This is a genomic window from Streptomyces sp. NBC_01451, from assembly GCF_036227485.1.
Classification (GTDB): domain Bacteria; phylum Actinomycetota; class Actinomycetes; order Streptomycetales; family Streptomycetaceae; genus Streptomyces.
This window is the reverse complement of sequence record NZ_CP109479.1, coordinates 1,393,631-1,410,545: the sequence shown is the minus strand read 5'-3', so window position 1 is coordinate 1,410,545 and position 16,915 is coordinate 1,393,631. Positions and strand designations below refer to the sequence as shown.

The window sequence follows — 16,915 nt, the reverse complement described above, 5'->3', positions numbered from 1 at the left end:
CGAGGTGCCGGGCCCACCGGCTCACTGCCGGCTGACGCTCCTGCTCACCCCGGCGATGACGGTCGTCGCCAGGATCCAGCCGGTCAGGATGAGGACGTACGACAGGAACTGGTACGCGCCCGTGGGCGCGAAGACCCCCTCCTGGCCGAAGGAGATCACCGGGAGGAGCAGGTCCAGGGTGAAGAAGACCGGGTTGAACTCCGGTGCCTCGTCCGCCTTGAGCGGGAGGGGGTGGTGCAGGGTGTACGCGATCGAACCGGCCGCCAGCAGCGACAACAGCCAGACGGCGGCGCGCAGCGGACGGTAGCCGTAGCCGACGGTGGTGTCCTGGAGGTGGCCCCACACCCGGCCCGGCCAGGGCAGGGTGGCCCGGTGCCGGCGCTGCTTGGCGAGCTGGACCCGGCGGGCCGCGCCCTCGTCACCGACATGCCGGTAGGCGGCGGCCAACTGCTCGTAGGCGTACGGGACATAGCCGTCACCGTCGCGTTCCAGCAGGGGCAGGCGGCGCTCGGCGGGCTCGTGCGGGTTGAGCACCGTGTAGGTGAGGTTGTTGAAGAGCACCTCACCCGGCGCGACCTCCGGTTCGAAGCCGAGTACGTCGATCCGGGACCGGCGCAGATGCAGCCGGCCCTCGATCGGCGCGCACCGGTACAGCCACAGCTCGCCGATGGTGCAACTGCTGGCCCGCAGGGCCGTACCGCCGGGGTTGGACAAGCGTGCCCGGGTGAAGTCGAGAGAGCCCGCGATACGGGAGCCGCGCAGGTCGATGCCACCCTGGGTACGCAGGTTCCGCGCTCTTACGTCGGCCCGCACTTCGAGGGACCGCGCGCACATGGCATGGCCGCCGGGGTTGCTCAGCTCGGCGTCGTCCAGGCCGATCGACCCGCCCACCGTGGCACCGTCGAGCCGCACCTCGCCCCGCACCCGCAGTCCGGGTGCCGCGAAGCCGTCGCCGAGCACGGCCTGATGGAGCTGGAGCACGGGCACGGACGGGTCGGACGTGGTGACTTCGGCTCCGTCCATGAAGAGCGCGCCCGCTATCTCCGCGCCGGCCAGCCACACCGTTCCCCGCACCCGGCAGTCGGTCATGCGCAGTGGACCGTCGATCCGCGTACTCGCGAGGTTGATCGAGGGGAGCACCGAGCCGCGCAGATTCAGCTGGCGCAGCCGGGTGCCGTAGAGGTCGGGCGACTCGTCGAAGTGGCAGTGCCGCAGATGGAGCGGGTGGTCCACCACCGCGTACGCGAGCTTCAGTTGCCCCGTGATGCGGGCACCCGACAGGCGGAGCCTGGGGATCTCGCCGTCCTCGTGCGCGGTGTCGAGCAGCAGGGCCCGCAGCACGGAGGCGCGTATCGTCCGCTCCGCTCCCCAGTCGGGGCCGATGTCCGGGTTGTCGGCACCGGCGTCGCCCTCGCGGAAGTCCACGGTCTCGCCCCTGGGGAAGGCGCGCCGCACTCGCTCCTCGGCCGCAGTCAGATCATTGATCTCCATCGGGGCGACTCTGACGCGCCCCGGACACACATGTCAATCGGGCCCGGGGACAAAGCCCCGGGCCCGACCGCCACTTCAGTCACCCGTCGCCGACGGGTGACTCAACTCGCCGCTTTCCAGCGAGAGTTCCACTCGACGATCACCGGGCGGTCGTGCTCTGTGGAGAGCCTGCTGACCGTGCCCGTGGCGAGCTGGAACAGCCGTCCGTCGGCCGGCGGCAGCCCGAGGTAACGGGCCGTCAGCACGCGCAGGAAGTGCCCGTGCGCCACCAGGATCACGTCACCCTCCGCGAGCGCGTCCTTGATGTGGGCCAGGGCGCGGTCCGCGCGCCGGCCGACCTCCTCGGGCGACTCACCCGGGTGCCCGGCCGGGCCGGGCGCCACCCCGTCCGTGAACAGGTACCAGCCGGGCCGTGTGCGGTGGATCTCGGCGGTGGTCACACCCTCGTACCCGCCGTACTCCCACTCGTGCAGGTCCGGATCGGTCGACGCGCCGGACAGGCCCGCGAGTTCGGCGGTGCGGACCGCACGGGTGAGAGGGCTGGTCACCACGCGTGCGAAGGTCCGTTCGGCGAGGAGCGGAGCGAGGGACCGCGCCTGCTCCTCACCGTGCGGGGTGAGGGGCAGGTCGGTCCAGCTGGTGTGCTGTCCCGACGCGCTCCACTCCGTCTCGCCGTGGCGGACCAGAAGAAGGTCACCCACGGCTTTCTACTCCTTGGGCTCGACGGCGTGACCGCCGAACTGGTTGCGCAGCGCCGCGATCATCTTCATCTGCGGGGAGTCGTCCTGCCGGGACGCGAACCGCGCGAACAGCGACGCGGTGATCGCGGGCAGCGGCACGGAGTTGTCGACGGCCGCCTCGACCGTCCACCGGCCCTCGCCGGAGTCCTGCGCGAAACCGCGCAGCCGCTCCAGGTGCTCGTCCTCGTCGAGGGCGTTGACCGCCAGGTCGAGCAGCCAGGACCGGATGACGGTGCCCTCCTGCCAGGACCGGAAGACCTCGCGCACGTCCGTGACGGAGTCGACCTTCTCCAGCAGCTCCCAGCCCTCGGCGTAGGCCTGCATCATCGCGTACTCGATGCCGTTGTGGACCATCTTCGAGAAGTGCCCGGCACCCACCTTGCCCGCGTGGACATAGCCGTAGGGGCCCTCGGGCTTGAGCGCCTCGAAGATCGGGTGGAGCCGCTCGACGTGCTCCTTGTCGCCGCCGACCATCAGGGCGTAGCCGTTCTGGAGACCCCACACACCGCCGGAGACGCCGGCGTCGACGAAGCCGATGCCCTTGGTGCCCAGCTCCTCCGCGTGCTTCTCGTCGTCCGTCCAGCGGGAGTTGCCGCCGTCGACGACCGTGTCACCGGACTCCAGGAGCCCGCCGAGTTCGTCGACGACGGACTGGGTGGCGGCACCGGCCGGGACCATCACCCACACCACACGCGGCGCTTCGAGCTTCTCGACCAGTTCGGCGAGGCTGCTCACGTCGGAGACCTCGGGGTTGCGGTCGTAGCCGATGACGGTGTGGCCGGCGAGGCGGATGCGCTCGCGCATGTTGCCGCCCATCTTGCCGAGACCGATCAGACCAATCTGCATGTCAGTTCACTTCCTGAGCGTCACGAAGAGTGCGGTACGTGGCCACGAGGGCGGCGGTGGAGGAGTCGAGGCCGGGCACGTCGGCCCCCTCGGTGAGCGCGGGCTCGATGCGCCTGGCGAGGACCTTGCCCAGCTCGACGCCCCACTGGTCGAACGAGTCGATGTTCCACACGGCCCCCTGCACGAACACCTTGTGCTCGTAGAGCGCGATCAACTGGCCCAGCACGGACGGAGTCAGCTCCCGCGCCAGCACAGTCGTCGTCGGGTGGTTGCCCTGGAACGTCTTGTGGGCGACCAGTTCCTCCGGCACTCCCTCCGCCCGTACCTCGTCCGGTGTCTTGCCGAACGCCAGGGCCTGTGTCTGCGCGAAGAAGTTGGCCATCAACAGGTCATGCTGCGCCTTGAGTTCGTCACTCAGTTCCGCGACCGGCTGGGCGAACCCGATGAAGTCCGCCGGGATCACCTTCGTCCCCTGGTGGATCAACTGGTAGTAGGCGTGCTGACCGTTCGTCCCGGGCGTGCCCCACACCACCGGCCCCGTCTCCCACTCCACCGGCAGCCCGTCGCGGTCGACCGACTTGCCGTTGGACTCCATGTCCAGCTGCTGCAGGTAGGCCGTGAACTTGGAGAGGTAGTGGCTGTAGGGCAGGACGGCATGCGACTGGGCGTCGAAGAAGTTGCCGTACCAGATGCCCAACAGGCCCAGCAGCAGAGGTGCGTTGGCCTCCGCCGGAGCCGTGCGGAAGTGTTCGTCGACCAGTGCGAACCCGTCGAGCATCTCCCGGAACCGGTCGGGGCCGATCGCGATCATCAGCGACAGGCCGATCGCCGAGTCGTAGGAGTAGCGTCCGCCGACCCAGTCCCAGAACTCGAACATGTTGTCCGTGTCGATGCCGAAGTCCGACACCTTCCCGGAGTTCGTCGACAGCGCCACGAAGTGCCTGGCGACCGCCTTGTCGTCGCCCAGCCCCGCGAGGAGCCAGGAACGCGCCGAGGTGGCGTTCGTGATCGTCTCGATGGTGGTGAACGTCTTCGACGCGACGATGAACAGGGTCTCCGCCGGGTCGAGGTCCCGGACCGCCTCGTGGAGATCGGCGCCGTCGACGTTCGACACGAACCGGAACGTCAACTCCCGTGCGGTGAACGCCCGCAGCGCCTCGTAGGCCATCGCCGGGCCGAGGTCCGAGCCGCCGATGCCGATGTTGACGACATTCCTGATGCGCCTGCCGGTGTAGCCGGTCCACTCACCCGAGCGGACCTTGTCCGCGAAGCCGGCCATCCGGTCCAGGACGGCGTGCACGGCCGGGACGACGTTCTCCCCGCCGACCTCGATCACCGCGTCACGCGGCGCCCGCAACGCGGTGTGCAGCACCGCACGGTCCTCGGTGATGTTGATCCGGTCGCCCCGGAACATGGCGTCCCGCAACCCGAACACACCGGTGGCGGCGGCGAGTTCCTGGAGGAGGGCGAGGGTCTCGTCCGTGATCAGGTGCTTGGAGTAGTCGATGTGCAGGTCGCCCACCCGCACGACGTACCGCTCCGCGCGTCCGGGATCGGCGGCGAACAGCTCGCGCAGTCGCGGTTGGAGGAACGCATCGGCGCGGTGGCCCTCCAGCGCGGACCATTCCGGGCGCCGGGTGAGCGTGGGGGAGTCAGACATGACGGGGGGTCTCCTTGGTGCCGTCGCCCCGCAGAGCGACCGCGTACATCTCGTCGGCGTCGAGGCGCCGCAGTTCCTCGGCGATGAGTTCGGAGGTGGGCCGCACCTTCAGCGCGAGGGTGCGGGAGGGCTGGCCCGGCAGGGTGAGTGTGGCGAGCGGGCCCTCGGGGCGGTCGATGACGATCTCGCCCTTGTCGGTGCCGAGCCGGACGGCCGTGACGACCGGCCCCGCCGTGACGACACGGTCCACCGGCACCGACAGGCGGGCGCTGAGCCAGCGGGCCAGCAGTTCGGCGCTCGGGTTCTCGGCCTCGCTCTCGACGGCCGCCGAGATGATCTTCGTGCGGGCCTGGTCGAGGGCCGCTGCCAGCATCGAGCGCCACGGGGTGAGACGCGTCCACGCCAGGTCGGTGTCGCCGGGCGCGTAGGACCGGACCCGCGCCTCCAGGGCGACGAGCGGCTGCTCGACCGCGTACATGTCGGTGATCCGGCGCTGGGCCAGCGCGCCCAGCGGGTCCTTTGCGGGCACCTCGGGAGCGTTCACCGGCCACCAGACGACGACCGGCGCGTCCGGCAGCAGCAGCGGCAGGACGACGGAGTCGGCGTGGTCGGACACCTCGCCGTACGTCCGCAGGATGACCGTCTCGCCGGTGCCGGCGTCGGCGCCCACCCGTACCTCGGCGTCGAGGTGGGAGTTGGTGCGGTCGCGCGGGCTGCGGGCGTGCCGCTTGATGACGACCAGGGTGCGCGAGGGGTGCTCGTGCGAGGCCTCCTCGGCCGCCTTGATCGAGTCGTAGGCGTTCTCCTCGTCCGTGACGATCACCATCGTCAGGACCATGCCCACGGCAGGGGTGCCGATGGCGCGCCGCCCCTTCACCAGTGCTTTGTTGATCTTGCTTGCCGTGGTGTCGGTGAGGTCGATTTTCATGGCCTGCGCCAGCTCCGTCCGTCTCGTGCGAGCATCTCGTCGGCTTCCTCCGGGCCCCAACTGCCCGAGGAGTACTGCGCGGGCCTGCCGTGCGTGCCCCAGTACTCCTCGATCGGGTCGAGGATCTTCCAGGACTCTTCCACTTCCTGGTGACGGGGGAACAAATTGGCGTCGCCGAGCAGGACGTCCAGGATGAGCCGTTCGTACGCCTCCGGGCTGGACTCCGTGAAGGACTCGCCGTAGGCGAAGTCCATCGTGACGTCCCTGATCTCCATCGAGGTACCCGGGACCTTGGAACCGAAGCGCACGGTCATGCCCTCGTCGGGCTGGACGCGGATGACGATCGCGTTGGCGCCGAGTTCCTCGGTGGCCGTCGAGTCGAACGGGGAGTGCGGGGCGCGCTGGAAGACGACCGCGATCTCCGTGACGCGCCGCCCGAGCCGCTTGCCGGTCCGCAGGTAGAAGGGGACGCCCGCCCAGCGGCGGTTGTCGACCTCCAGCTTGACCGCCGCGTACGTGTCCGTGCTGGACTGTGGGTCGATGCCGTCCTCTTCGAGGTAGCCGGACACCTGCTCGCCGCCCTGCCAGCCCGCCGCGTACTGCCCGCGCACGGTGTGCAGGCCCAGGTCCTCCGGCAGCTTCACCGACTTCAGGACCTTGAGCTTCTCGGTCAGCAGCGACTCGGCGTCGAAGGCGATCGGCTCCTCCATGGCCGTCAGGGCCATCAGCTGGAGAAGGTGGTTCTGGATCACGTCACGGGCGGACCCGATGCCGTCGTAGTAGCCGGCCCGGCCGCCGATGCCGATGTCCTCGGCCATAGTGATCTGGACGTGGTCGACGTACGACCGGTTCCAGACGGGCTCGTACATCTGGTTGGCGAAGCGCAGCGCCAGGATGTTCTGGACGGTCTCCTTGCCGAGGTAGTGGTCGATCCGGAAGACCTGCTCCGGGTCGAACACGTCGTGCAGGACCCGGTTCAGCTCACGCGCGCTCTTCAGGTCGTGCCCGAACGGCTTCTCGATCACCCCGCGCCGCCAGGAACCCTCCGGCGCGTTCGCCAGCCCGTGCTTCTTCAGCTGCTGGACGACCTTCGGGAAGAACTTCGGCGGTACGGAGAGATAGAAGGCGTAGTTGCCACTCGTACCCCGGGACGCGTCCAGCTCCTCGACGGCCGCGCGCAGCTGCTTGAACGCCGCGTCGTCGTCGAAGTCGCCGGGAATGAACCGCATGCCCTCGGCGAGCTGCTGCCAGACCTCCTCGCGGAACTCCGTACGGGCGTGGTCGCGCACCGAGTCGTGGACGATCTGCGCGAAGTCCTCGTCCTCCCAGTCCCGGCGGGCGAAGCCGACGAGCGAGAAGCCGGGCGGGAGCAGGCCCCGGTTGGCCAGGTCGTAGACGGCCGGCATCAGCTTCTTGCGGGACAGGTCGCCGGTCACCCCGAAGATGACCAGCCCGGACGGGCCCGCGATCAGGGGGAGACGACGGTCGCCGGGATCGCGCAGCGGGTTGTCCCAGTCACCCTCGGCGATGGCTGCCGCCGGCTCCGGCAGGGTCGGTTCGTCGCTCATTCCCCGTCAACTCCCTTGCTGTCCAGCGACTTCTTGACGGCGTCCAGCAGGTCGTTCCAGGCGATCTCGAACTTCGCGACGCCTTCGTCCTCCAGCAGCTTCACGACCTCGTCGTACGAGATCCCGAGCCCTTCGACGGCCGCGAGATCGGCGCGGGCCTGGGCGTAGCCGCCGCTCACCGCGTCGCCGTGGATGTCGCCGTGGTCGGCGGTCGCGTTGAGGGTGGCCTCCGGCATGGTGTTGACGGTGCCGGGTGCGACCAGCTCGTCGACGTACAGGGTGTCCTTGTACGCGGGATCCTTGACGCCGGTCGAGGCCCACAACGGGCGCTGCCGGTTGGCGTGGGCGCCGCCCAGGGCGGTCCAGCGGTCACCCCCGAAGACCTCCTCGTACGCCTCGTACGCGAGCCGCGCGTTGGCCAGCGCCGCCCTGCCCTTGAGGGCGAGGGCCTCGGCCGTGCCGAGCACCGTCAGGCGCTTGTCGATCTCGGAGTCGACACGGGAGACGAAGAAGGAGGCCACGGAGTGGATCGTCGACAGGTCGATGCCCGCGGCCTGCGCCTTCTCCAGGCCGGCCAGATAGGCGGCCATGACCTCGCGGTAGCGCTCCAGGGAGAAGATCAGCGTGACGTTGACGCTGATCCCGAGGCCGATGACCTCGGTGATCGCGGGCAGGCCCGCCTTCGTCGCCGGGATCTTGATCATCACGTTGGGCCGGTCGACCAGCCAGGCCAGCTGCTTGGCCTCGGCGATCGTCGCCGCGGTCTCGTGGGCGAGCCGCGGGTCGACCTCGATCGAGACCCGGCCGTCCCGGCCGCCCGTGGCGTCGTACACCGGGCGCAGGACGTCGGCGGCGGCCCTTACGTCGGCGGTGGTCATCATGCGTACGGCCTCGTCGACCGTGACGCCGCGCACGGCCAGGTCGGCGAGCTGCTCCTCGTAGCCCTCGCCGGAGCCGATGGCGGCCTGGAAGATCGACGGGTTGGTGGTCACGCCGACCACGTGGTGGGTGTCGATGAGCGCGGCGAGGTTGCCGGAGGCGATGCGTCCCCGGGAGAGGTCGTCCAGCCAGATCGAGACGTCCTCGTCGGAGAGGCGCTTGAGCGCGGGTGTTCCCGCGATGGGGGTTGTTTCGGTGGTCACTGTGATCATCTTCCTTCTGGCGTGCGGATCAACCACGGGCGGCGGAAAGAGATTCCCGGGCGGCCCGGGCGACGTTCTCGGCGGTGAAGCCGTACTCGGCGAACAGCGTCTTCGCGTCGGCGGAGGCGCCGAAGTGTTCGAGGGAGACGATGCGTCCGGCGTCACCGACGTAGCGGTACCAGGTCAGACCGATGCCCGCCTCGACCGCCACGCGCGCCTTCACGGACGGCGGAAGGACACTCGCGCGGTACTCGGCCGACTGCTCCTCGAACCACTCCACGGACGGCATCGACACCACCCGCGTACCCACACCCTCGGCCTCCAGCGCCTCACGCGCGGCGACGGCGAGCTGGACCTCGGAACCGGTGGCGATCAGGACGACGTCCGGGATGCCGGTCGAGGCCTCCCGCAGGACGTAACCGCCCTTCGCGGCATCCTCGTTCCTGGCGTACGTCGGTACACCCTGCCGGGTGAGCGCGAGGCCGTGCGGGGCCGGGTCGGTGGCGTGCCGCCGGAGGATCTCGGCCCAGGCCACGGACGTCTCGTTGGCGTCGGCGGGGCGCACGATGTTCAGGCCCGGGATCGCGCGCAGGGAGGCCAGGTGTTCGACCGGCTGGTGCGTCGGGCCGTCCTCGCCGAGGCCGATGGAGTCGTGCGTCCAGACGTACGTCACGGGCAGCTGCATCAGCGCGGACAGCCTTACGGCATTGCGCATGTAGTCGGAGAAGACGAGGAAGGTACCGCCGTAGACGCGGGTGTTGCCGTGCAGGGCGATGCCGTTCATCTCGGCGGCCATCGAGTGCTCGCGGATGCCGAAGTGGATCGTGCGGCCGTACGGGTCCGCCTCCGGCAGCGGGTTGTCGGCCGGGAGGAAGGAGGACGTCTTGTCGATCGTCGTGTTGTTCGAGCCGGCCAGGTCCGCCGAGCCGCCCCACAGCTCGGGCAGGACCGGACCCAGGGCCTGGAGCACCTTGCCGGAGGCCGCGCGGGTGGCGACGGACGCGCCCTCCTCGAACACCGGCAGCGCGTCCTCCCAGCCCTCGGGCAGCCGGCCTGCCACGACCCGGTCGAACAGCTTCGCCCGTCCGGGCTGCGCGGTGCGCCACTCGGCGACCCGTTTGTCCCAGGCGGCGTGCGCCTCGGCGCCCCGGTCGAGGGCCTGGCGTGCGTGGGCGAGGACCTCGTCGGCGACCTCGAAGGTCCGCTCGGGGTCGAAGCCGAGGAGGCGCTTGGTGGCCGCCACCTCGTCGTCGCCGAGGGCCGAGCCGTGGGCGGCCTCGGTGTTCTGGGCGTTCGGGGCGGGCCAGGCGATGATCGTGCGCATGGCGATGATCGAGGGGCGCGCGGTCTCGGCCCGCGCCTCCCTGAGCGCCGTGTACAGCGCGCGCACGTCGATGTCGCCGCCGGGTTCGGGCTCGATCCGCTGCACGTGCCAGCCGTACGCCTCGTACCGCTTCAGCACGTCCTCGGAGAACGCCGTCGCCGTGTCGCCCTCGATGGAGATGTGGTTGTCGTCGTAGACGAAGACGAGGTTGCCGAGCTTCTGGTGGCCGGCCAGCGAGGAGGCCTCGGCGGAGATGCCCTCCTCCAGGTCGCCGTCGGAGACGATCGCCCAGACGGTGTGGTCGAAGGGCGACTCGCCCTCCGGCGCCTCGGGGTCGAAGAGGCCGCGCTCGTAACGGGCGGCCATCGCCATGCCGACCGCGTTGGCGACACCCTGGCCGAGCGGGCCGGTCGTCGTCTCGACGCCTGCCGTGTGGCCGTACTCGGGGTGACCGGGTGTCTTCGAGCCGTGCGTCCGGAACGCCTTGAGGTCGTCCAGCTCCAGCTCGTACCCGGACAGGAACAGCTGGGTGTAGAGGGTCAGCGAGGTGTGTCCGGGGGAGAGGACGAAGCGGTCACGGCCCGTCCACTCGGGGTCCGCCGGGTCGTGTCGCATCACCTTCTGAAAGATCGTGTACGCGGCGGGGGCCAGGCTCATCGCGGTACCGGGGTGGCCGTTGCCGACCTTCTGCACGGCATCGGCCGCGAGTACACGGGCCGTGTCGACGGCACGCCGGTCGAGATCGGTCCACTGGAGGCTGTCGGATGTCTGCGTACTCATCTTCAAGAAGTCCTCGATAGAGGTGGATGGCTGCTCGGACGCGTTCAAACTTAAAAGTCTGACTTTTACGGGGCCAGGTGCCTGTGTGTCACCCTTTGGTGAAAGTGGGACACGGGCACTGAGGCCGACACGGCAAGAGAAGGACATGGCGGACAGAACCATCCAAGACGCCCAGGACGGGGACGGCATCAGGACGTTCCCCTTTCCGGTCGATCTGAGCGTCCTGGGCGTGGGTATGCAGGTCGGCCCGATGTCACCCGACCGCACCTGGCACGAGGACGCGCCGCTGGAACGCGTCCACCGGATCGACTTCCACATCGTGATGCTGTTCGACGACGGCCCGGTCACCCACATGGTCGACTTCGCCGAATACGAGGCGACAGCGGGCGACCTGCTGTGGATCCGCCCGGGTCAGGTCCACCGCTTCTCCCGCACCACCCGGTACCGCGGCACCGTCCTCACCATGCAACCCGGCTTCCTGCCCCGGACCACGGTCGAGGCGACCGGCCTGTACCGCTACGACCTGCCCCCGCTGCTGCGCCCGGACGCACCCCGACTCGCCGGTCTGCGGGCGGCCCTGGCCCAGCTGGGCCGCGAGTACGAGGACACCGCCACCCTCCCGATCGGCCTGCACACCTCGGTACTGCGCCACTCCCTCACCGCGTTCCTGCTGCGCCTGTCCCACCTCGCGACGAGTTCGGCGGAGGCGGCGGGAGGCCGGACCGACACCACGTTCACCCTCTTCAGGGACGCGGTGGAGAAGGGCTTCGCCACCAACCACAGCGTCAGCGCGTACGCCGACGCCCTCGGCTACTCCCGGCGCACCCTTGTCCGCGCGGTGCGCGCGGCGACCGGTCGGACGCCCAAGGGCTTCATCGACCGGCGGGTGGTCCTGGAGGCCAAGCGGCTGCTGGCGCACACGTCCCTGCCGATCGGGCGAGTGGGCGCGGCCGTCGGCTTTCCCGACGCGGCGAACTTCTCCAAGTTCTTCCAGCTGCACACGGGGACCACGCCGGTGGCGTTCCGGGCGGAGCTGAGTTCAGCCGGACCTCGCTGAATCGGGAACGCGGGAAGGGGCGGGCCGTCGGGCCCGCCCCTTCGTCAGCGCGGTGCAACCACCTGTTCAGTGGCCGAAGTTGAACCAGTTCACGTTCACGAAGTCCTGCGCCTGGCCGCTGGTGAAGGTCAGATAGACGTCATGCGTGCCGGTGACGGAACTGATGTTCGCCGGAACGGTCCGCCAGCTCTGCCAGCCTCCCGTGTTGGCGATCGAGAAGCTCCCGACCGGTGTGCTCGTACGGCTGTCGAGGCGTACCTCGACCAGTCCGCTCACGCCCGAGTTCGCGCCGCTCGCGACCCTGGCGACGAACTGGGTGGCCGCCGTGGAACCGAAGTTGACGCCCTGGTAGAGCGCCCAGTCGCCGTTGGCGAGCGAGCCGATGTTCTGCCCGCCGCCGGTGTCGGTGGTGGTCTCCGTGCTGGTGCCCGACTGGCTGTTGTAGGACTCGGCCTGGATGGCGCTGTACGCGTCCCGGGTCCCGGTCGGCGGGGGTGTGGTCGTGCTGCCGCCGGTGGTCGACTGGAGGACCTGCACGTAGTCGACGACCATCGGGCGTCCGGAGACCGTGTTCGCGTCCGGGCCGCCGCCGAACGCCGCCGGGAAGGCGCCGCCCATCGCCACGTTCAGGATGATGAAGAAGCCGTGGTTCGTGGCGTTGGCCCAGGTCGTCGCGTCGACCTGGTTCGCGGTCACCGTGTGGTAGTTGGTGCCGTCGACGTAGAAGCGGATCGCCTCCGGGCTCACCGAACGGTCCCACTCCATGCGGTAGGTGTGGAAGCCGGCCTGACAGGTGGTGCCGGCGCAGCTGGTGGTGCCGCCGATGCCGGTCGTCTCGTTGCAGGGGCCGCCCGGGCTGGTGCCGCAGTGCATGGTGCCCCAGATGGTGTTGAGACCCTGGGTGTTCTCCATGATGTCCAGCTCGCCGACGCTCGGCCAGTTCTGGTAGTTGCCCCGGTAGGGCGCCCCGAGCATCCAGAACGCGGGCCAGTAGCCGAGGGCGGACGCGCCGGTGACGTTCGGCACCTGGAGGCGCGCTTGGACGGCCAGTTTGCCGCCCGCCGGGGGCTGGAAGTCGGTGCGGTTGGTCTCGATGCGGCCCGAGGTCCAGTTGCCGGCGGAGTCCCGCACCGGGGTGATCCGGAGGTTGCCGCTGCCGTCGAGCGAGACGTTGTTCGTGCTGTTCGTCATCGTCTCGATCTCGCCCGTGCCCCAGTTGGCGGGGCCGCCGGGATACGAGGTCCCGGTCGCGTACTGCCAGTTGGTGGTGGAGACGCCGGTTCCTGCGGTGCCGTTGAAGTCGTCGAGGAAGACCTGCGTCCAGCCGGTCGGCGGCGTCGGCGCGTCCGCCTGGGCCACGGTCACGGCGGCTGCCGCGAGGCTGAGGACGGCGCCGACGGCGACGAGCACGCGACGGAGGGGGCCGCGTCCGACCGATGGGCCTGAAGTGGGTGAAGTGCCTGAAGTGTCCCTCATGGGTGCCTCTTCGGGTACGGGGTGGGGGTGCGCGGGTGTCTTCGAAAGCGCTCGACTTGGCTTGAGAGCGCTCTCAAAGTGGGCCCAATGTGCTCCCGGTGACTCCGGCCGTCAAGAGGTGAAACCCAGAATTTCCTTCCGCCACAGGTGAGTTCACCCGATGAAGACATGAATGTGCTAGGTGATCCGCCGGATGTGCGGTGGAGGGCTGTGGGTCCGCTGTGGCTGGTCGCGCGGTTCCCCGCGCCCCTTCGAGGGCGCGGGCCCGGTCTGCTCAGACGGCGCTGCCCGCCTTCCAGGCCGCCCAGTCCAGGTTCCAGCCGTTGAGCCCGTTGGCCGGGTCCACCGTCACCTCGCCCGAGTTCCTGACGATCACCACATCCCCGAGCATCGAACTGTCGTAGAACTTGTAGCCCGGCACGGAGGTGTCGTTCGCGCCCTTCGTGTCGTGCAGGCCGACGCAGCCGTGACTGGTGTTGCTGCTCCCGAACACCGAGGTCGAGGCCCAGTAGTTGCCGTGCACGAAGGTGCCGGAGGTGGTCATGCGCTGAGCGTGCGGGACGTCGGAGATGTCGTACTCGTCGCCGAGCCCGACCGTCGAGGACTCCATCCGCGTCTGCTTGAACCGCTCGCTGATCACCATGATCCCGGACCAGGTGGTGTGCTCGGCGTCGCCGCCGGAGACGGGATAGGTGGCCGTGGTCGTGCCGTCCCGCCGTACGGTCATGGTCTTCGCCTTCAGGTCGACCGTACTGATCTGCTCGCGGCCGATGTGGAAGGTGACGTCCTTGGACTGGGTGCCGTAGACCCCGTCCGCGCCCTCGACGTCCTTGAGCCGCAGCCCGAGCGTGATCTTCGTGCCGGCGGCCCAGTAGGTCTCCGGCCGGAAGTCGAGCCGGGTGTCGCTGAACCAGTGGCCGACCACATCGACGGCCGGCTCGGCGGTCACGGTGATCGCCTTCTGGACCGCTGCCCGGTCGGTGACCGCCTCCGTGAAGTTAATCGACACCGGCATGCCGACACCCGAGGTGGAGTCGGCCTCCGGGGTGAAGTACCCGACGAAGGTCGCGGACGGCGAGGCGGTGGTGAAGGTCGCGGTCTGCGTGGCGGCCCCGGTGACCTGCGCCGACACCGTGTACTTGGTCCCGGAGTACGGATTCCCGGTCGACGTCCACTTCGTACGGGCCTCGTTGAGGGTCCCGGCCAGTCCGCCGCCGTCGCCGGTGACCGTGACGGAGGCGAGGGTGCCGTCGGTGACGGTGACCTCGACGGGGGCGGCGAAGTCGGCGTGCTCGGTACCGTCGGCGGGGGTGACGGTGACGACGGCCTTCCTGGCCGCCTTCACGGTCGGGCTCGCGCTCGCCTTCGTCGTCGCCGAGGAGTCCGTGGAGCCGCCGCAACCGGTCAGTACGGCGGCCGGTACGGCCCCGAGCGCGGCGAGGATCCCGCGCCGGGACCACGACGGCGACTGCTGCCGGTCCCGCTCGCTCGGCTCGGACGGGTTCGGTATGTGCGGAACACCCACGGCACGCCTCTCTGGAACGATCAGGAAGTGATCGATGATGCGCGTGCATCGTGCATCTTCTGTATGGGTTTGTTCTTTGAAACGGGGCCTGGCGTCTGAGATTCGGGTAAGGACGCCGGGGACACCGCAGACGCGGCCGGGCGTCTCTCCTCAGTGCCGCTCCGGCTGCCAGCCCAGCGCCCGTGAGATGCCCCGAGCCGCCAGCCGCACCGCGGGCACCAGTACCGGCACCTGGGCGTCCCGCTGGGGCACCACGACCGACACCGCGGCGATCACCGCGCCGCCCGGACCGTGCACCGGGGCCGCCACCGACAGGGCGTCGTCGGTGACCTGACGGCTGCTCACCGCCACGCCTGTGCGCCGCACTTCGGCCAGGACGCGGCGCAACTGGGCCGGATCGGTGATCGTGTGCGGGGTGAAGGATGCCAACGGGCCCTCGCAGTACTGCTGTTGGACCACCGGGTCGCCGTGCGCGAGCAGGGCGAGGCCGACGCCCGTGGCGTGCAGCGGCCAGCGGGCGCCGACCCGGATGTGCACCCCGACCGCCGAACGGCCCGACAGCCACTCGATGTAGACGACCTCGCGGCCGTCCCGTACCGCCAACTGCACGTTCTCGTGCGTCGCTTCGTACAGGTCCTCCAGATACGGCAGCGCGATCTGCCGCAGCGCCAGCCCGCGCGGGGCGAGCGCCGCGACCTCCCAGAGCCTGAGGCCCACGTGGTAGACGCCGTCGTCGTCCCGTTCCAGGGCGCCCCAGTGGGTGAGGGCGCCCACGAGGCGGTGCGTGGTGGTGAGGGTCAGCCCGGCCCGCCGGCTGATGTCCGTGAGGGACAGCGCCGGGTGCTCGTGGTCGAAGGCGCTGAGCACGGACAGCAGCCGGTCGGGCGCGGAGCGGGTGGTCATGGGCGGGCAGCTCCCCGGGGTGTGGACGTCACGTCCCTGTATACCGACGACCGGTGCCGCGTGCCTGTGCGGTCGGCGCCCGTGTCCGTGACGGGAGTGCGGGAGTTCACGGGCGGACGCCCTCGGGGGCGGGGGTGTCCCGGGAGAGGCCGGGGGTGCCGAGGGTGTCGGTGTGCGTCTCGGGCATCCGCCACACGGTGACCGCGGTGATCAGCGCGCCGCCGCACAGCAGCAGCGACACGGGCGTACTGCCTCCGCCGTTCGAGGCGAGCAGGCTGGTCGCGATCAGCGGTGAGAACCCGGCGCCGACCAGGGTCGCCGCCTGGTAGCCGAGCGAGGCGCCGGTGTAGCGCACCTTCGTGCCGAACATCTCGGAGAACAGGGCGCCCAGCGGCCCGTACATCGTGGACTGGGCGATGCCGTGGCCGAGGACGAGGGCGAGGATCAGCAGGCCGGGCGAGCCGGAGTCGACCAGCCACAGCACGGGGAAGGCGAGCGCGGCCGAGAGGACGGCGCCGGCGAGGACCACGGGGCGGCGGCCGACGCGGTCGGTGAGCGCGGAGGCGGTGGGCAGGACGACGAGCGCCACGCAGGAGGCGATGGTCACTGCGGTGAGGACCTGCGGGCGGCTGTACCCGTTGCCGGTGGCGTAGGAGATCATGAAGCCGGTCAGCAGTGACTGGGCGGTGAAGGCGCCGATACCGACGCAGCAGGCGAGCAGCACCGGCCTGGGGCGGCGCAGCACCTCGAAGATCGGTGGCCTGGCGGAAACCTCCCGCCTGCCCTCGGTGAACAGCGGGCTCTCCGCGACCCGCAGCCGGACGAACAGGCCGACGCCGAGCAGTACGAAGCTGAGCAGGAACGGTACGCGCCAGCCCCAGGAGCGGAACTGGTCGTCGGGGAGCGTGGAGACGAGGGTGACCACTCCGGTGGAGAGCACGGAGCCGAGCGGGGCGCCGAGCTGGGTGGAGCTGGACCACAGGCCGCGCCGGGAGCCCTGGACCCGTTCGGCGTGCTCGACGACCATCAGGGTCGCGCCGCCCCACTCGCCGCCGATGGCGAGACCCTGGACGACCCGGAGGGCGACCAGCAGGACCGGGGCCCAGACGCCGATCGCGTCGTAGGTCGGCAGCAGCCCGATGAGGAAGCTGCCGCAGCCCATCAGGGTCATCGTCAGCAGCATCATCGACTTGCGGCCGAGCCGGTCGCCGAAGTGGCCGAAGACGATGCCGCCGAGCGGCCGGGCGACATAGCCGGCGGCGAAGGTGCCGAAGGCGGCGATGGTGCCGACCGCGGGGTCGGCCTGGGGGAAGAACAGATCGCCGAAGACGAGTGCGGCGACCGTGCCGTACACGAGGAAGTCGTAGAACTCGACGGTGGTGCCGAGCAGTCCGGAGAGTGCGACGCGCCGCAACTCCCTTGTGTCCGGGGAGAGTTGGGGGGTGGCGTCGGAGGACGAGCGGGATGGCTGCACG

General features: G+C 70.1%; 13 protein-coding genes. 1 reads left to right on the top strand and 12 read right to left on the bottom strand.

Annotated elements, in window-relative coordinates; translation table 11 throughout:
- Nucleotides 1–21: 21 nt before the first annotated feature.
- From OG595_RS06105 to tkt, 8 genes are all read right to left on the bottom strand, one after another.
- Complete coding sequence (locus OG595_RS06105) at nt 22–1,491, bottom strand: membrane-associated oxidoreductase (protein ID WP_329268667.1); 1,470 nt, start codon at nt 1,489–1,491, stop codon at nt 22–24.
- A gap of 101 nt (nt 1,492–1,592) precedes the next feature.
- Complete coding sequence (locus OG595_RS06100) at nt 1,593–2,192, bottom strand: histidine phosphatase family protein (RefSeq protein ID WP_329268664.1); 600 nt, start codon at nt 2,190–2,192, stop codon at nt 1,593–1,595.
- A gap of 6 nt (nt 2,193–2,198) precedes the next feature.
- The gene (gnd, locus tag OG595_RS06095; RefSeq protein WP_329268662.1) at nt 2,199–3,077 is read right to left on the bottom strand and encodes a phosphogluconate dehydrogenase (NAD(+)-dependent, decarboxylating); all 879 of its coding nucleotides are present in this window, start codon (nt 3,075–3,077) and stop codon (nt 2,199–2,201) included.
- 1 nt (nt 3,078) lies between these two features.
- A complete protein-coding gene (gene pgi, locus OG595_RS06090; RefSeq protein ID WP_329268660.1) occupies nt 3,079–4,737 on the bottom strand; it encodes a glucose-6-phosphate isomerase in 1,659 nt (552 codons plus the stop codon).
- On the bottom strand, nt 4,730–5,665 hold the full coding sequence (opcA, locus tag OG595_RS06085; RefSeq protein ID WP_329268657.1) for a glucose-6-phosphate dehydrogenase assembly protein OpcA: 936 nt from the start codon (nt 5,663–5,665) through the stop codon (nt 4,730–4,732). The genes pgi and opcA overlap by 8 nt, the downstream gene beginning before the upstream one ends.
- Nucleotides 5,662–7,233 carry a glucose-6-phosphate dehydrogenase gene (gene zwf / locus OG595_RS06080; protein WP_329268654.1) on the bottom strand — a complete coding sequence of 524 codons (1,572 nt, stop codon included), beginning with the start codon at nt 7,231–7,233 and terminating at the stop codon, nt 5,662–5,664. Before zwf ends, opcA begins: the two co-directional genes overlap by 4 nt.
- Complete coding sequence (tal, locus tag OG595_RS06075) at nt 7,230–8,384, bottom strand: transaldolase (RefSeq protein WP_329268652.1); 1,155 nt, start codon at nt 8,382–8,384, stop codon at nt 7,230–7,232. Before tal ends, zwf begins: the two co-directional genes overlap by 4 nt.
- A 19-nt stretch (nt 8,385–8,403) precedes the next feature.
- On the bottom strand, nt 8,404–10,479 hold the full coding sequence (gene tkt, locus OG595_RS06070) for a transketolase (protein ID WP_329268650.1): 2,076 nt from the start codon (nt 10,477–10,479) through the stop codon (nt 8,404–8,406).
- A gap of 145 nt (nt 10,480–10,624) precedes the next feature.
- On the opposite strand from tkt, the gene OG595_RS06065 reads away from it, so the two are divergent.
- On the top strand, nt 10,625–11,536 hold the full coding sequence (locus OG595_RS06065) for a helix-turn-helix domain-containing protein (protein WP_329268648.1): 912 nt from the start codon (nt 10,625–10,627) through the stop codon (nt 11,534–11,536).
- A 66-nt stretch (nt 11,537–11,602) separates the two neighbouring features.
- Here the strand turns inward: OG595_RS06065 and OG595_RS06060 are convergent, their stop codons facing one another.
- From OG595_RS06060 to OG595_RS06045, 4 genes are all read right to left on the bottom strand, one after another.
- Nucleotides 11,603–13,012 (bottom strand): glycoside hydrolase family 16 protein, encoded by a 1,410-nt coding sequence (locus OG595_RS06060; RefSeq protein WP_329268646.1) that lies wholly within the window; start codon nt 13,010–13,012, stop codon nt 11,603–11,605.
- A 274-nt stretch (nt 13,013–13,286) separates the two neighbouring features.
- Nucleotides 13,287–14,537, bottom strand: coding sequence for a L,D-transpeptidase (locus OG595_RS06055; RefSeq protein ID WP_329268644.1), 1,251 nt, complete (start codon nt 14,535–14,537; stop codon nt 13,287–13,289).
- 150 nt (nt 14,538–14,687) lie between these two features.
- Nucleotides 14,688–15,440 (bottom strand): IclR family transcriptional regulator, encoded by a 753-nt coding sequence (locus tag OG595_RS06050; protein ID WP_329268642.1) that lies wholly within the window; start codon nt 15,438–15,440, stop codon nt 14,688–14,690.
- Between the two features lie 106 nt (nt 15,441–15,546).
- Nucleotides 15,547–16,854 (bottom strand): MFS transporter, encoded by a 1,308-nt coding sequence (locus tag OG595_RS06045; protein WP_443073324.1) that lies wholly within the window; start codon nt 16,852–16,854, stop codon nt 15,547–15,549.
- Nucleotides 16,855–16,915 lie beyond the last annotated feature (61 nt).

Bases quoted from the DNA above. Each gene is read 5' to 3' on its own strand.
- OG595_RS06050 (WP_329268642.1), bottom strand. From the start codon at position 15,440: ATGACCACCCGCTCCGCGCCCGACCGGCTGCTGTCCGTGCTCAGCGCC.
- OG595_RS06105 (WP_329268667.1), bottom strand. From the start codon at position 1,491: ATGGAGATCAATGATCTGACTGCGGCCGAGGAGCGAGTGCGGCGCGCC.
- OG595_RS06065 (WP_329268648.1), top strand. From the start codon at position 10,625: ATGGCGGACAGAACCATCCAAGACGCCCAGGACGGGGACGGCATCAGG.
- OG595_RS06060 (WP_329268646.1), bottom strand. From the start codon at position 13,012: ATGAGGGACACTTCAGGCACTTCACCCACTTCAGGCCCATCGGTCGGA.
- tal (WP_329268652.1), bottom strand. From the start codon at position 8,384: ATGATCACAGTGACCACCGAAACAACCCCCATCGCGGGAACACCCGCG.
- tkt (WP_329268650.1), bottom strand. From the start codon at position 10,479: ATGAGTACGCAGACATCCGACAGCCTCCAGTGGACCGATCTCGACCGG.
- gnd (WP_329268662.1), bottom strand. From the start codon at position 3,077: ATGCAGATTGGTCTGATCGGTCTCGGCAAGATGGGCGGCAACATGCGC.
- opcA (WP_329268657.1), bottom strand. From the start codon at position 5,665: ATGAAAATCGACCTCACCGACACCACGGCAAGCAAGATCAACAAAGCA.
- pgi (WP_329268660.1), bottom strand. From the start codon at position 4,737: ATGTCTGACTCCCCCACGCTCACCCGGCGCCCGGAATGGTCCGCGCTG.
- zwf (WP_329268654.1), bottom strand. From the start codon at position 7,233: ATGAGCGACGAACCGACCCTGCCGGAGCCGGCGGCAGCCATCGCCGAG.